At 60.4% G+C, this 14,955-nt stretch carries 15 protein-coding genes; 5 read left to right on the top strand and 10 right to left on the bottom strand.

The annotated features are described in order from the left end of the window. Positions 1-36 precede the first annotated feature (36 nt). The 3 genes from Q5H93_RS09915 (at position 37) to ureG (ending at position 2,163) form a co-directional block, all read left to right on the top strand. Positions 37-381 carry an endonuclease domain-containing protein gene (locus Q5H93_RS09915; RefSeq protein ID WP_305006367.1) on the top strand — a complete coding sequence of 115 codons (345 nt, stop codon included), beginning with the start codon at positions 37-39 and terminating at the stop codon, positions 379-381. Between the two features lie 243 nt (positions 382-624). Further along, positions 625-1,293, top strand: a complete 669-nt coding sequence (locus tag Q5H93_RS09910) for an urease accessory protein UreF (protein ID WP_305006366.1) — start codon at positions 625-627, stop codon at positions 1,291-1,293. A gap of 117 nt (positions 1,294-1,410) precedes the next feature. Next, positions 1,411-2,163: an urease accessory protein UreG gene (gene ureG, locus Q5H93_RS09905; protein WP_305006365.1), complete on the top strand. Its 753-nt coding sequence runs from the start codon at positions 1,411-1,413 to the stop codon at positions 2,161-2,163. Here ureG and Q5H93_RS09900 read toward each other — a convergent pair. Genes Q5H93_RS09900 through Q5H93_RS09885 form a run of 4 tightly spaced genes read right to left on the bottom strand, consistent with a single transcriptional unit; the run spans position 2,160 to position 5,565 of the window. Continuing rightward, positions 2,160-3,035: an urease accessory protein UreD gene (locus Q5H93_RS09900; RefSeq protein WP_305006364.1), complete on the bottom strand. Its 876-nt coding sequence runs from the start codon at positions 3,033-3,035 to the stop codon at positions 2,160-2,162. The genes ureG and Q5H93_RS09900 overlap by 4 nt on opposite strands. Then, positions 3,010-3,594, bottom strand: a complete 585-nt coding sequence (locus Q5H93_RS09895; RefSeq protein ID WP_305006363.1) for a hypothetical protein — start codon at positions 3,592-3,594, stop codon at positions 3,010-3,012. Before Q5H93_RS09895 ends, Q5H93_RS09900 begins: the two co-directional genes overlap by 26 nt. After that, a complete protein-coding gene (locus Q5H93_RS09890) occupies positions 3,591-4,880 on the bottom strand; it encodes an ATP-binding protein (protein ID WP_305006362.1) in 1,290 nt (429 codons plus the stop codon). The genes Q5H93_RS09895 and Q5H93_RS09890 overlap by 4 nt, the downstream gene beginning before the upstream one ends. A 7-nt stretch (positions 4,881-4,887) precedes the next feature. Next, a complete protein-coding gene (locus tag Q5H93_RS09885) occupies positions 4,888-5,565 on the bottom strand; it encodes a hypothetical protein (RefSeq protein WP_305006361.1) in 678 nt (225 codons plus the stop codon). A 341-nt stretch (positions 5,566-5,906) separates the two neighbouring features. On the opposite strand from Q5H93_RS09885, the gene Q5H93_RS09880 reads away from it, so the two are divergent. Next, on the top strand, positions 5,907-7,037 hold the full coding sequence (locus Q5H93_RS09880; RefSeq protein ID WP_305006360.1) for a hypothetical protein: 1,131 nt from the start codon (positions 5,907-5,909) through the stop codon (positions 7,035-7,037). 95 nt (positions 7,038-7,132) lie between these two features. Here Q5H93_RS09880 and Q5H93_RS09875 read toward each other — a convergent pair whose 3' ends face one another. Beyond that, positions 7,133-8,107: an SRPBCC family protein gene (locus tag Q5H93_RS09875; RefSeq protein WP_305006359.1), complete on the bottom strand. Its 975-nt coding sequence runs from the start codon at positions 8,105-8,107 to the stop codon at positions 7,133-7,135. Positions 8,108-8,190: 83 nt separating this feature from the next. Here Q5H93_RS09875 and Q5H93_RS09870 point away from each other — a divergent pair, with 83 nt between their 5' ends. Continuing rightward, positions 8,191-8,964, top strand: a complete 774-nt coding sequence (locus Q5H93_RS09870; RefSeq protein WP_305006358.1) for an alpha/beta fold hydrolase — start codon at positions 8,191-8,193, stop codon at positions 8,962-8,964. Positions 8,965-9,126: 162 nt separating this feature from the next. Here Q5H93_RS09870 and Q5H93_RS09865 read toward each other — a convergent pair whose 3' ends face one another. The 5 genes from Q5H93_RS09865 to Q5H93_RS09845 all read right to left on the bottom strand — a co-directional run bounded on the left by Q5H93_RS09865 (position 9,127) and on the right by Q5H93_RS09845 (position 14,909). Next, positions 9,127-9,633 (bottom strand): hypothetical protein, encoded by a 507-nt coding sequence (locus Q5H93_RS09865; protein ID WP_305006357.1) that lies wholly within the window; start codon positions 9,631-9,633, stop codon positions 9,127-9,129. Positions 9,634-9,776: 143 nt separating this feature from the next. After that, positions 9,777-10,799: an SPASM domain-containing protein gene (locus Q5H93_RS09860; protein ID WP_305006356.1), complete on the bottom strand. Its 1,023-nt coding sequence runs from the start codon at positions 10,797-10,799 to the stop codon at positions 9,777-9,779. Positions 10,800-10,941: 142 nt separating this feature from the next. Continuing rightward, positions 10,942-12,390 (bottom strand): TlpA family protein disulfide reductase, encoded by a 1,449-nt coding sequence (locus tag Q5H93_RS09855; protein WP_305006355.1) that lies wholly within the window; start codon positions 12,388-12,390, stop codon positions 10,942-10,944. A 338-nt stretch (positions 12,391-12,728) separates the two neighbouring features. Beyond that, entirely contained in the window at positions 12,729-14,123 is a 1,395-nt protein-coding gene (gene radA / locus Q5H93_RS09850; protein ID WP_305006354.1) for a DNA repair protein RadA, read from the bottom strand. Positions 14,124-14,219: 96 nt separating this feature from the next. After that, positions 14,220-14,909 carry a hypothetical protein gene (locus Q5H93_RS09845; RefSeq protein ID WP_305006353.1) on the bottom strand — a complete coding sequence of 230 codons (690 nt, stop codon included), beginning with the start codon at positions 14,907-14,909 and terminating at the stop codon, positions 14,220-14,222. Between the last annotated feature and the right edge of the window lie 46 nt (positions 14,910-14,955).

Below are 14,955 nucleotides of genomic sequence, written 5' to 3'. Positions count from 1 at the left end.
CTTCGGGAGAGGGGGAGCCTGACGATTGTTTTGATTATGGCAAACCTTGGTCCGACTGACAGTTCCATTCATACCTTCACTACTGACCGGCTGCGGTGGAAAAATCTGAAGGGTTTCGCGCGCGAAAATCGGAAGAATCCAACTCCGGCTGAGCAGTTATTGTGGCAGGAGTTGCGGGGACATAAGCTGGGGTTCCAGTTTCGTCGGCAACATGCCATTGCGGAGTACATCGTTGATTTTGTGTGTCTGCGAACTTGGCTGATTGTGGAGGTGGATGGAGAAGTTCATGATGGGCAAGAGGCTGTGGAATATGATGGTGGGCGTACGCACACGTTGCAGGAGTATGGTTTCTGGTATTGCGCTTTCGGAATGAAGAGGTGATATATGAAATGCCAAAAGTGCTGGCTGCTATTGCTCATCAGCTGGAGTTATTGAAAGACATTGAGGGCGAGGATGCATGATAGGTTCTGGCGTTCAACCCCACCCCCGGCCCCTCCCCTTCGGGAGAGGGGAGCCTGACGATTTCATAATAATAGAACAAGCCTAAGCCTAACCGACCCTAACCGGCTCCCCTCTCCCGAAGGGGAGGGGCCGGGGGTGGGGTTGAACGCCGGAACGACCACTATGTCCCACTTCGCCCGCCTGCTTCACCTCGTCGATTCGGCCATCCCCACGGGTTCCTTCGCCTATTCCTACGGGCTGGAAAGCAGCATCTCGCTAGACTTAGTGCGCGACGATACCGGCTTGCGCAACTACCTCTACGCCTACTTGCAGCAGGCCGGGAGTTTCGAGCTGCCATTCATCACTTCCTGCTTCCAGACCGAATTAAGCGCATTACTACCCATAGCCGAAGACTATGACGCCCAGCTTCTGGTGCCCAACCTGCACCGCGCCAGCGCCGTGCAGGGCCGTACCTGGCTGCGGCTACTGAATTCCTTTTACCCCGAAGCCAACTTGCCGGAAATCAGCGAGTGGTTTGCCGCACAGGAGCTGCCGCCGCATTTCACGCTGGTGTTTGCCTTGGCCTTGCAGTGCACAGGCTACGCGCTGGCCGAGGTGCAGACCATGTACCTGCATATGCTGCTACGCGACCAGCTGAGCGCGGCCATCCGGCTAGGTTTGCTGGGGCCTTTGGAAGGACACCGCTTGCAGCACGATTTTTACGCGGTGTTTGAGCATGTGCTGGCGGGGCAGGAGGGGAAGGAGTACGGGGAGGCTACCCGCTCGGCCTTCCTGCTGGAGGTGGCGCAGGTGCTGCATGAGGATTTGTACACCAAGCTGTTTCAGAACTAACCCGTCTGTCATGCTGACGAAGGAAGCATCCTATCGCGCATGAACAATCCAGTAAACTCCTTCTGGCGTGAGAGGATGCTTCCTTCGTCAGCATGACAGTTAAGCCCCTAATTTATTATGCCTTTCGTAGAAAAACTTGCCCTGCTCCTCCACGGCCACAGCCACGATGCCTACGAATCTCCCGGCGACTTTGCGCAGCGCGACACGCGCCGGCTGCCATCCTACCGCAACTTCCGCAAGCGGGCTTTCACCGTGGGCATCGGCGGGCCGGTGGGCACGGGCAAAACGGCCTTGTTGAAAGCCCTGTGCGAGCGGCTGCGCCACGAGCACGAGCTGGGCGTGGTCACCAACGACATCTTCACCCGCGAAGACGCGGATTTTCTCATCCGCCACAGCGCCTTGAGCGAGGACCGCATCGTGGGCGTTGAAACTGGGGGCTGCCCGCACGCGGCTATCCGCGAGGATATTTCGCTGAACATGGACGCGCTGGAAACCCTCATGCAGCGCCACGAATACGGGCTGGATTTGCTGTTCGTGGAAAGCGGGGGCGACAACCTGGCCGCCCACTTCAGCCGCGAGCTGGTCGATTATTCCATCTACGTCATCGACGTGTCGGGCGGCGACAAGATTCCGCGCAAGGGTGGGCCCGGCATCACGCAGGCCGATTTGCTGGTTATCAACAAAATTGACCTCGCCGAGCTGGTGCGCGCCGACCTAGGCGTGATGGAAACCGACTCGCGCCGCATGCGCGGCGAAGGGCCGTTTCTCTTCGCCCGCGCCATCGATGGGCATGGGCTGGAGGAGATTATCGGCCACATCCTGGGGGCGAAGGCGCGGGCGCTGGCCTCGGTGCGGGAGGATAGGCGCTAATACTTTCGCGCCAGTGGGTTATACCCCAATAATTCCGGCCCGGCCAGCTCGGCCAGCAGCGCCGCGCATAGCGGCTCCAGGTCCATTCGGCTATTGGCGGCGGCGCGCAGCACCCACACGTTTGGGCGGGCCTGGGTGACGGCTACGGCGCAGGGTTTGCCGCGCAGGGTGAAGTGCGGGCCGTCGGCGCCGGGCATTTGCTGCTGTTGCAGCCGGGCCGCCAGCTGCTGGAAGCTGGTATCATCGGGCGGGCCGATGAGGAAGACGGAAAAGAACGTCTGGTAGCCGGCGAAGTGGGGCGGGGCGCTGGCAACGTGTGCGGCAGGGGCAAAGGCCAGCTTATCGAGTAGCGTGAGACGGCCCGCCACCGTCACCCGCAGCTCGGTGCGCAACTCGTGGAAGGCAAACCGCTCGCCCTGGTCCATGCGGCCGGAGTGAAACCAATCGGCCAGCAGCAGCGTGGCGGTGGAAGCCAGCTGCCAGTGCTGCACTTGCCGGTAGCGGCTCTCGGCCTGCAGCACCACGGGGTCGGGGAAGATGACGGCCAAGCCGCCTTCGGCCACCTCGCCGTGGGTGTGCTGGGCGGCCACCGCCCCATCAATGGAGCGGAAGACCTTGGTATTGGCCTGCGTGCCGAGGAACAGCCGGCTGCCTGCCCCCACCGCCACCCGCAGCCCGATGAAGTCGCCGGCCACCAGGCCGCCGCCGTAGCTGCTCAGCACCACATGGCAGGCGCTGCCGGGCGCGCCGGGCTGCAGGATTTTCAGCGGCTGCACGCCGTGGCTGGTGATGAGCCGCGACTTGCCCCGGACGTGGGCGACGGCGAGGGTGCTCCAGGGGCGACTATCAGGAGTGGCTTTCGACAACTCCATCCGTAAAAATTGTTTGGTCGGTAACGTACAGCTCAACGGCCACATTGGCTTTTACCAATAAGTTAAGCTGCGCTTTCCGGGCATCCAGGGAGGCGTTTTGTGGAGGGAATTCGTCTGTGAATCCGACGCAGATAAAAGCTTGCACTACGGTGCCCTCTGTAATGATACCGTATTGATAAAAGTCATTGATGGTAGCCGCTAGCTGTGGAATACATTTCTCCACACGTTGGGAGCGACGCCGGAAATTGCCGTGCGAAAACTCAACGAACCTAATGTCTTCGGCTTGAATAAGCGCACAGTCGCACCGAGTGGCATCGCCCGAATCATACAAACATGCATCAATGGCTACCAAGTGAACAGGCTGTGCCGTTTGGTTGCCAACTGCGAAATCATTGGGCTGCGGGGCGCCTTCCCGTCGGGTGCAGGGCTGCCGCTTCACCTTGCCTTCGGCGTCGGGTGGAGACAGGGGCGGGTCGTAGATGTGAAACTCGGGGTCGTGGTGCGTGCTGACACACTGCTCAGCGCCTTTTGGATGATTGGCTATAACGCGGCTAATCATTTCACGGCAATGCCTTTCGACAGGCGAATCAGGTTGTCGAAAGCATCGGCCGCATCACCGGACAGGCCGTCCAGTTCGTTGTTGTCTATCAGGCCCAACTCATCATTGACCAATGACTCTACGCCGCCACCTTCCACTTGGTAGCAGGCAAATTCTTTGGGGTCAATCCAACTGGCTTCCGGCACAATGGCCGCCACATCGGCCCGCCGCTCGGGGTGCTGCTCGGCTACCTGGTGGGCGTAGAGCAGCAGGTTGAGATGCGAGAGAATATAAGGGCTGTGCGTGGTTATCGTCAGGTCGTTTTCGCCCTTGGTGCATTTCTCCACCAGCCAGTTCAGCAGGCCCTGCTGGGCGGTGGGGTAGAGGTTGAGTTCAGGCTCTTCGACAACAAAACTGTGCGCAAACTCAGTGTCAGAGTTCAAGTCCTCTAAGAATACCAATAATGGAGTTACAGACTGGAGACCACTAGCGGCTTCACGCAATTGTAGAGCAACATCATCGTCTAGTGAACGAATTATGTTCTGCCTATCTGTACTTTGAAACTCTACGTTCAAAAAAGGCATATTCAAAGTACGAACACTATTAGCAGCTTTAATAAAGCCTTTAGCAAAACTCAGCAAGGGCTTAGGGAGGTCTGCTTTAGCTTCAATCAGAGAAGGCCAAGATGAGTCTAGAATAGAAATAATAATCCTCTCAGCAGGTATGTAATGTGTATGCAAATGGACTCCCAACAGTCCTCTTAAAAAACCTTTACTAAAGGAATTTTCAAATCTTTCCAATAATTCCAATGCGGAGGGAGAAGCATTTTCACCAGATGTGGCATCAAGGAGTATTTTTCCTATACTCTCCGAATCAATACTTTCCAAATGCTTTTTAAACTCCTCTTTCCCTTTCTTCCGGGCTACAGATAAGAGTTTAGGGTCAACGGTTACTTTATCGCCTGTAAATTCTAAAAAGAAGTTTTTTCTACCGATAAACGTCACAGAATAGTTAGGGCGCTTGAAAGATTCCATGCCATAATCATCGAAAGCCGAGGCTGAAATCCCATTCTGAGAAACAACATCACTTTCAGAAACTACCATTTTCAGCTTCGCCAGCGTACTCTTCCCCCCGCCCGTCGGCCCGATGAAAACCGTGACCCGCTTAAAGTCCACCGTGGCCTCCTTGATGGGCCCGAAATTCTTGACAACTAGCTGCTCGTTCATCGCTGAAAACACAAAGAGGATACCCCCAAAAGTAACACGCGGCGGCCCCGCTACCGGAGCCGCCGCGTGAAACAACAACATACAGCTCCTAATAGCTTTCGCGCTGGAAGCCGGCGGCGCGCAGCTGGGCCTTGTATTCGGCCTCGTCGGGGTAGTTGGCGTCGAGGACTTTGGCGATGCTGTAGAGGACTTGGGTGACGAGGGCGCGCTGCGTGTCTTTGTGGGCCACGGCTTTGGCGATGTCGCCGGTGGTATCGGCCAGCAGGGGCACCAGCTCGTTGTAGCGGGTGGCGATGGGCTCCCAGAAGTCGGTGCCCCACTCGCCGCCGTCGATTTTCTCGCTTTTGAGGCCGGCTACCAGGGTGAGCAGGGCGGCGGCGCGGGCGGTGCGCTCGGCGTCGATGATGTACTCTTTGCCGTCCTTGATGATGCCCACGGTGAGGTAGTGCTTGGGGGCTTTTTTCTTGTCGTACTTATCGACGAGGCGGTTTTTGACGCGGTACAGCGTGACGTCGATGAGCTGGTCGAGTTCGAGGATTTCGTCGGCCAGCACGGGGCGGGCGGCCCCAGCCTGCTCGCGGCTGCTCACGGCCGTTTCATAGCCGGTGGCCACGGGCAGAAACAGGTCCGACGTGGTGTAGCGCAGCGTGAGCCAGGGTTGGGTGCCCCAGTACTTGGCCACCAGCACGGCGAGGGCTGCCAATTGGCGGTCACCGCGGGGCAGGAGTGGGGTTTTGCGGGAGGTGGGAGCCGGAGTGGGTTCCATATGATGAAGGAGTTAGGGTGAGTGATGCCGAAAAGTACAGAATCGGCCGGACTTTCGCAAATGGAAGCTGCCGCCGGCTATATAGGAGTCGGTGGAAGGCCCGTAGCGGCGTACGACACCTCTTCCGACTGCGGGGAAAAGCCCGTTGCCGCCCACGCCTGCATCACCGACTTCGGGTGAGCTTTCGGCGCGGCATACGGGGCCGGGGCCGAGCTCTGGAAGGGCCCCGTACGCCGCGCCGAATCTGGCTCCGAATCCGGTGATGCGGGCGGACCCGCGGATGCGGCTATACTTGTAACTGCGTTCGCCACGTTGTCAGACCGGTCACCATTATCCGGCCCATGAAACGCCTCCTCGCCCTGCTATTCCTCCTGTTCCTGGTCCGCCTGGCCGGGGCCGCGCCCGCCCCGCCCGTCGACCTGCTCACGGCCATCGGGCAGGGCCAGGTGACCCTCACCGCCAAGGCACTCAACGGCCTGGGGCCCGAAACGCTGGCCTGCATCCTCACCAACTCCGGCCCGAAGGAACTGCCCGTGCGGGTGCCGCCGGGGCTGCACTTCGTGGCCGCCGATGCCGGGGCGCAGGATTTGTTCACCTTTCAGCAGCAGCTGCTGGTGCTGGCGCCCGGGGCCAGCCGCACCATCCGGCTGTGGGGCTTTTGCATGGAAAAGCACGACTACGTGCCCCGCTCGCCCACGGCCTACACCTGCGCCGGGCGGGCCGAAAAGGGCCTCGCCGCCCTCGGCGACTCCCTCCAGAAATACCCCGGCCTGGCCGGCAGCTACGGCCAAAGCTTCGTGTGGCACCTCTCCGACGGCGAGCCCCTGCCCACCGACATTGAGGTGAGCCCCGCCCAGCTGCGCGGCGCCACCAACATCGTGGCCTACCTGGCCAGCGTCAGCAGCCAGGTCCGCAGCCGGGTGCGCAGCAGCGCCACCGCCCGCGCCCCCCGCCTCAAAACCTTTGCCCGGCGCGTGCCCCTGCTCTACCACAGCCCCACGGCCCAGGTGGCCACGCTGCAGGTGTGCAACGCCCAGGGCCAGCGCCGCTACGACCTCTTTACCAACCGCCGGCTGACGCCCGGCGTGCTGCGCTACACCTTTGGCATGAACGAAACCGTGGACGCCGCCAGCCAGCCCGTGTACGTGTTCCGGCTGGTGGATGCGCAGGGCAAGGTGCTCAAGGAAATGCGGGTGGACGAAAACACCTCGCAGGACGAGCCCGAGCTCCTGCACCAGACCTTTGCGGCCGAGTTTAACCTCGCCAAGCCTATCAAAAACGTGCGCTTCCGGGTGCGCCGGCCCGATGGCACGCTGGTGGAGGAAATCGGGCAGCACCCCTACCTGCCGGCCGGCAAGTTCCGCTACTCCTCGGCCTTCTACCACCTCTACCCGGCGGGCACGGCCTTCACCATCGGGCTGGAAACGGCCGCTGGCGAGCGGGTGGCCTCGCAGCCGGTGGCCGGGCAGTAACCCGCAGTAGCGCGATGGTAACGCGATAGTAGCGCGAACTTTGTAGTTCGCGTCCCCGCGCCGTCAGAACGGCTTTAACGGCGCGGGGACGCGAACTACAAAGTTCGCGCTACTTCGCAGCGCGCCTTGAGCACCGTCAGGATGCGGCCCTGGATTTCGCTCATCACCCAGCCCGTCCACAGGCCCGCGTACCAGTTGAGGTGGGTGCTGAGGCGCTGCCGGCTGTGCAGCACCAGCCGGGTGCGGCCGGGGCCCAGGGGCTGCAGCTCGTAGGTGCCGCGCAGCACGTCGAAAAACCGGCCGCCCACGATAACGTGTTCGTCGAAGGTAGTGGGCGGGATGGTAGCCGTGTTGGGCACGATGCTGAACGAGAGCCGCCGCAGCGGCTGCCATTCGTCCACGGTTTCAATGAACTCCACCCCGCGCTCGAAGGTGGCGTGGCGCACCCCGCCCACGCCCTCGCGGCTCAGCGTGGCCTCCACCGGGCGCGGAAAGCCGATGGCATCGGTGAGGCTGGCGGGCAGCTCGCGCCCCTCGATGGGCGCCACCCGCACGATGTGCTGCCACACCACGGCCGCCGGCGCCTCGATAACCACCGTGTTTTCGACGCGCCGGAAGGTGTCGGGCGCCGCGATGAGCTGCTCCAGCGGCGCGGCCACAAACGGCAGCAGCGCAAAGCCCGCTACCATCAGGGTTTTGTCGCGGGGCTGGTCGAGCGGGTCGGCCAGCGTGGTGTAGAGAATAGCGCCGATAAATGCCTCCAGGAGAAACAGCGGGCAGATAATAATCACGCAGATGAGGCCTTCCAGCTGGAAAAGGAGGGCGGCCACCAGAAACAGCAGTACCACCAGAAACGGCGCCCAGACGCGCCGCCAACTCCAGCTAGCCTCGCGCGGTGTGAAGTGGGCCGTCAGCGCCCCCAGTCCTATCGGCATCAGCCCCAGGAAAGCAATGGAAAGCAGGCCGCCCTGGCCGAACAAATCGATGCCTAAAGAGAATCGGCCCACCAGCGCGTAGACCAGCCCAATGCCCAAGGCGACGACAAACGGAATGCGTTGGCGTGAAATCATACAGTAGATTTGGCAAAAAGAAAACCCAGCCGCCGGTCGCGGGCTTATCAGCCCCGACCGTTTCGCCGCAAGGTAGCATTGCCATGACCACTCCCACTGCCCCCACCATCGTCTTCCTCCACGGCTTCGCCGAAAGCCGCGAAGTCTGGACCGACTTCACCCGCCCCTTCCCCGCCGGCTACCGCCTGCTGGCCCCCAACCTGCCCGGCCACGGCACCCACCGCGGCCCGGTGGCCAACTTCACGATGGAGGCCCAGGCCCGCTACGTCATTGATTATCTCAATGAAAAAGGCTGTCCCGAGCCGGCCCTCTTTGTGTGCCACAGCATGGGCGGCTACGTGGCCCTGGCCCTGGCCGAGCGCTGGCCCGAGCGCGTGGCCGGCCTGGCCTTCATCAACTCCACCGCCCTGCCCGACACCGACGAGAAGAAAGCCAACCGCGAAAAGAACATCGGTTTCGTCGAGCGCCACGGCCTCGAGAAGTTCATGGACAGCTTCATCCGCCCGCTCTTCGCGCCCGTCAACCGCGAGAAATTCACGGAGCAGCGCGAGCTGCTGGAGGAAATCGGCAAGGCCACGCCCGTCGAAACCATCGTGGGGGCCATGCGCGGCATGGCCGCCCGCCCCGACCGCACCAAGGTGCTGCGCAACGCCGAGTTTCCCGTCCTCTTCGTAGCCGGCAAGCACGACGTCGCCGTGCCTTTCGAAGACTCGGTGCAACAAGCCGCAATGGCCAGTGAAGCCCACGCCCTGTTCCTGGAAACCAGCGGCCACCTCTCCTACTTCGAGCACGCCCCCGAAACCCGCCGCGCCGTGCTGGCGCTGGCCGAGGCCGTATTCGGGAAAGGCGAACGGTAGAACGACAAGCTCCCCTCCTTTCCAAGGAGGGGATGTTTTGCCGCAGGCAAAACGGGGGTGGTTCGCCCGGTCGCGCCGTTAGCGCCACCAGCGCTTACCCCCAAAAAAGGGGGCGTGAAGAATATTCTTCACGCCCCCTTTTTTGTCAAATGGCTACCCAGCTTACGGCAGCCGTTCCAGCGACGGCCGCAGGCTCTCCGGCACATCGTTCAGCGACACAATACGCAGGCCATGTTCGGGCTGTGCCGGCCACACAAAGCCCGTGGTGGGCGTCAGCGCCACGCTGACCTCCTTTTGCGAAATGCGGTACATGGCCCCCGTAATCGGGTCGACAATCAGGAAGCCGATAACCCCACCAATGGCAAAATTGCCGAAGTACCAACCATTAATTCCCGCTTCGAGCGTCGTGGTTTTGGGCGCATAACCCGGTGTAGCGAAGGTAAGCGTGTAGATTTCGCGTTTGAAATAAGCCGACCCCGACCGAAGCTCTATTGCCGCCGGCGTAACCCCGGAAAAAACTTCCTTGCCCTTGCGGTTCGTAACCGTGAGTGTGGCCCCAACGGGTACGCTACTGACCGCAACGGGCCAGCGGGTTTTGCTGACAATGGAAGCGCAGCCGCTGCTGCCTACGACACTCAGTAAGGCCAGAAAAAGTAAAGAATGCTTCATGAATGAAGATAAAAGAGGGAAGGTGTGAAAATAGCCTGGCTACTGTCGTTCGCCAGCAGAGCCAAAGGTAGCTGTCGGACTGTAGAACGAGAAACTCCCCTTCTTTCCAAACGGGGGAGTCGCGTTCTACCTTCCTCCTGAACCTACCCCCACACCTTGGTGCCCTCGGTGCAGTTGCGGCACATTTCCACCTGGTCGCGGCCCTTCAGCAGGGCCTTGCGGAAGCCCTGGTACTTCTTACCCTGCCAGAGGCTGGCGAAGGTCTGCTCCTTCAAATCCCCCAGGCGGTATTCGGCATCCTTGTCGAAGCAGCAGGGCACCACGAGGCCGTCCCAGGTGACCACGCACGAGTGCCACATCTTCCAGCAGTGGTTTACGAGTTTGTTTTTCAGGCTGAACGTGCCGTTCTGGTTGTTCTCGTAGCGCGAATAGTAGTCGATGGTGGGGATGAGCGGCGAGCCGTTCTGGTAGTCGTAAATCTGGGCAGTTTTAAACCACACGTCGTCCACGCCCAGCGCCTCGGCCAGCTGCTTGGCGTCGTCAATCTGGTGCTCATTGGGCCGCACCACCAGAAACTGGAAGATGATGCGCGGCGTGCTCGACCGGAGCTCCTTGCGCCATTTCACCACGTTGCGGGTGCCCTCCAGCACCTTCTCCAGCTTGCCGCCCACGCGGTACTGCTGGTACACCTCCTGCGTGGTGCCGTCAAGCGAGATGATGAGGCGGTCCAAGCCACTTTCCACCGTGCGGCGGGCGTTCTGCTCGTTCAGGAAGTGGGCGTTGGTGCTGGTGGCAGTGTAAATGCCTTTCTGCGAAGCATAATTCACCAGCTCCAGAAACTTGGGGTGCAAATATGGCTCGCCTTGAAAGTAGAAAATGAGGTACCACAGGCGGCTGGCTACCTCGTCGATGGTTTTCTTAAACAAATCCTCCTGCATCATGCCCGTGGGCCTTGTGAAGGAGCGCAGCCCGCTGGGGCACTCCGGGCAGCGCAGGTTGCAGCTGGTGGTGGGCTCAAAGCTCAAAGCCAGCGGCATACCCCGGTGCCGCGCCTTGCCCGTGAGCTTACTCAGGATGTAAGAGCCCACAATTTGCGTCGCGTTCCATACCCGGCGCGGCGTGGCTTTGTAGAGGAAGTTGAGTCCGTCGGTGAGGGTGGAGGACATGGGGAGCGGAAAGAATCTGCCGGACCAACCGCCAGTTGAGATGATAAGTTAAAAGTTGAGAGTTAAAAGTTAAAACCCTGACGACACGCCGGCCTTTTAACTTTTAACTCTCAACTTTTAACTTAAACTCCTGAGCTTACTATTACTTGCCGCCCGCCGGGTGCAGCTCAATGGTGCTGCTATACGTGCTGGCCTTGCCAAACGACTGGTTGATTTCGTCCACTGCCGCCCGGCTGCTCAGGCGCTTCGGCTTGGTGTTGAGGAAGGTGCCGTCCTCACCCACCAGCATATACGTGGGCACCTCCTGCAACGCATATGATTGCGCCAGCGCCGAGCGCAGCCCGCCGCCCGCCACGCGCACGTGCACGCCCGGCAGCTTCTTGATGGTCACGAGCTGGCGCCAAGCCTGCTCGTTCTCGTCCAGCGCAATGTTGATGAACACAATGTTCTTGCCCTCAAACTTGCGAATCAGCTCCTGGGCATACGCCAAATCGCGCAGACACAAGCCATTGGTGCTTTTCCAGAAGTTCAGATACACCAGCTTGCCCGTGAAATCGTGCAGATGCACCGTGTCGCCGGTGGCGCTGGTGAGCTTGAAGTTGGGGGCCGGAGCGCCGATGGAAAAGTCCTTGTGCTTATCAAAATCGGTCTTCAGCGTACTGTAATAGTGATTTTTCGGGTCGAAAGTGCGGTAGTCGGCCAGCATGGCCGCCGACTGCTTGACGTGCCCAAAGCGGAACGACTCCTGCAGAATACGCCCGAGAATGATAGGCCGGATGGCCCCATTCAGCTGCTTGCTGGCCAGGGCGTAAGAAGCCATGTAGAAGCTCGGGTCGGAGCGCAGGTGCTTGGCCTGAGCCACGGCATAGTGCACGTAATTAATCAGAAACTCGTGGTACAGCTCATTCTGCACCGACTCGGGCGAGTTCAGCAGCGCCGGGTCGTTGAGGAAGCTGTAGTAGTCAGGCGTCATTTTCAGGCGGCCCTCGGTGTTCACCACCTGCTCGCGCAGGTCCTGGTACATCAGCCTATCGTTGGCGTAAGAGTAGATAACCTCGGCCTTGGCGTAGTTGTAAAACTCTTGAGTGAACGACTGCCTAGCCGCCCGGTCTTCCAGAAAATTCAACTCGTGCTTACGGCGGTACTCCAGAAAGGAAATGTACGGCGCCTCATAAAGCTGAATGTTGTCAGGCAGCGGCTGGAAACCGTCGTTTTCCACAAACTGGGCGTCAAACTCGGCCAGGTAGTTGTTGGCGTTGGCGGCCTGCTGGCGGTGGCGCTGCTCGGTGGTGAGCGTCGAGCCATTGGAAATCTTGGCTTTAATGCCGGTTGGCACATCATTGGGCTTGAATTTCAGCGTACCCGCCATGTCATCGCCCTTGAAGCGCACGTCGAGGTCGGTGCCGGGGTCGAGGTAAAGGGGGGCCACGTCGTCGCCGTACACGAGGTCGGCTTTTGTTGGTACCGCTACGGGCACCGTGATTTTGAATTCGCCGCGGTCGTTGAGAGCAGTGCGGAATACTTTCTCTTTGGGGTCGAGCGGGTTCTCGCGCAACGACACCACTAGTGAGTCGGTAGTAGGCCCACTCACACGCCCCGACAGTATCGCCGTGTTCTGGGCCTGGCCCAGCAACGGCAATAGCAGGAGTATTCCCCCCAGCAACCCACGTAAACAGTCAGAAGTAGAAAAACGCATCATAGCACGGGCCAGCAGCCACGGGAAAGTCGGTAGAAAACAGCGGTGGAAACGGAAAGTTATGGCCGATTAATTCACGGGAAAAGCCTATCAGCACTCCGAAGATACGGCGATTTGGTTTATAAAGTCCAATCCAGCGGCTACTTTTATTCCGGCTGTCCGGGCCTTGGCAATCCGTGACCTACGCCTGAGCGCCGGCCACGGATTGATTGTCAGGGCCGATTTCTCAGACCTCAGCCAAAGAGGCCGTTTAGCACCTCGTCTAGTCGGCTCACCGGCTGCACTTTCAGCCCGTAGCGGGCCAAATCGAGCCCCTTGCCGTTGAAGTGCGACACGTACATCTCCCGAAAGCCGAGCTTTTCGGCTTCGGCCAGGCGCTGGTCGAGCCGCGCCACGGCCCGGATTTCACCGCTCAGGCCCACCTCGGCGGCCAGGCATACGTCGCCGGGAATAGGCAGGTCATTGAGCGACGACACCACGGCGGCGCACACGGCCATGTCCAGCGCCGGGTCATCCAGCCGTAGGCCGCCGGCGATGTTCAGAAACACGTCGTGCTGCCCCAGGCGCAGGCCGGCGCGCTTCTCCAGCACCGCCAGCAGCATCTGTAAGCGCTTGCTGTCGAAGCCCGTGCTGCTGCGCTGAGGGGTGCCGTAGGTGGCCGGAGTCACTAGGGCCTGCACCTCCACCAGCAGCGGCCGGTTACCCTCCAGCGTGGCCCCGATGGCCATGCCGCTCAGGCTTTCCGAGCGCTGCGAAAGCAGAATTTCCGACGGATTGCTTACCTGCCGCAGCCCCGTGCCCTGCATCTCGTAAATGCCCAACTCCGAGGTGCTGCCGAAACGGTTTTTGATGGTGCGCAGAATACGGTAGCTCATGTGCCGGTCGCCCTCGAATTGTAGCACAGTATCTACCATGTGCTCCAGCGTCTTGGGGCCCGCCAGCGAGCCATCCTTGGTGATGTGGCCGATGAGCAGCACCGGCGTGCTGGTTTCCTTGGCGAACTTCAGGAACTCCGTCGTGCATTCGCGCACCTGACTCACCGAGCCCGCCCCGCTTTCGACCAGCGAGGAGTGCATGGTCTGGATGGAGTCGATGACGACGATGTTGGGCTGCACCTGGTCAATCTGCCGGAAGATGTTCTGGGTCTGCGTTTCGGTGAGGATGTAGCAGTTGGGGTGCTGCTGGTCCACGAGCCGCTCGGCGCGCATCTTTATCTGCGCTTCGCTTTCCTCGCCGCTCACGTACAGCACCTTGTGCTTGCGCAGGCTGAGGGCAATCTGCAGCATCAGTGTGCTTTTGCCGATGCCGGGCTCGCCGCCAATCAGCACGATGGAGCCGGGCACGATGCCGCCACCCAGCACGCGGTTCAGCTCGCCGTCGGAAGTGATGATGCGCGGCTCATCCTCGGCCACGATGTCGTTGAGCGGACGCGACTTGGCAGCTTTGGTGCTGCTGCCGCCGGGCGTGGTGCTGGCGGGCTTCCAGGAGCCGGCCTGGGCGGGCTCTTCCTTCTGGATTACCTCTTCGACGTAGGTGTTCCACTCGCCGCATACCGGGCAGCGGCCAATCCATTTCACGGACTGGGCGCCGCAGCTCTGACAGAAAAAAACGGTTTTTGCTTTGGCCATTTCGGCAGGTTTGCTAATATTTTTGGGTAACTTTTTACAAGGCAAAGCAAGCTAAAAAAGTTGCCCAAAAATCTGAAAAGTGAAATGCACCGACCGTTATTCGCCGGCAATGTGCTCGTTGTATTCCTTCACCAGGGCGGGCATGTCTTTAAACTCGGCGCCCTCGCTGCGCTGCCGGATGCGGGCCGCCAGCGCGGGCTGCGCGGCAAAGGCTTTGCTCATGAAGTCAGCGAATTGCTTGCCCGAGCGCGGCACCTCCTGCAGCTCGCCGCCGGCCTGCCGCACGTACCAGTAGTCCTTGTCGTGCGTGCCGGTCGGAATTACTAGCACCGCGCCCGGCAGCGGTATCGGAATGGGCATGTTGCTTTTAGTGATAGCGTAACCGAAAATCTCCAGCGGACCGGGCGCCGCCATGTTTTCGGTCATCACCCGCAATGGCTTGCCTTTCACATATAAGGTTTCCAGCTCGTGCCCTTCCACGCTCATGCTCTTGAGGCGGTCGATGCTCACGGCCTTCAGGGGCGGCGGCGGGATTTGCGCGGGCGAGGATTCGTAGCACGGGATGCGGTCGACGTAAAACCGCTGGTATTGCTCGACGTAGCTGCGCACCTGCTTGCCGCTGCGAAAAGTGAACGTCGCGGGCACGTACACCGGTGGCCCTTTGCGGGCCGCCCGCATGGAGTCGATGTGCGTGGCCGGGCGCTGGTCTGCCTGGGCCGAAGCGTTAGGGGCATAAAATAAAATGCTGGCTAGCAGTAGCGAGAAGCCGAAACTAATGCAACTCATGCGGTAGAAAACCGGGTAAGAATAAAGCGTTCCGCAAGATACCACG

It is taken from the genome of Hymenobacter aranciens (assembly GCF_030580865.1).
GTDB lineage: Bacteria > Bacteroidota > Bacteroidia > Cytophagales > Hymenobacteraceae > Hymenobacter > Hymenobacter aranciens.
This window is presented reverse-complemented; position numbering and strand designations above follow the sequence as displayed.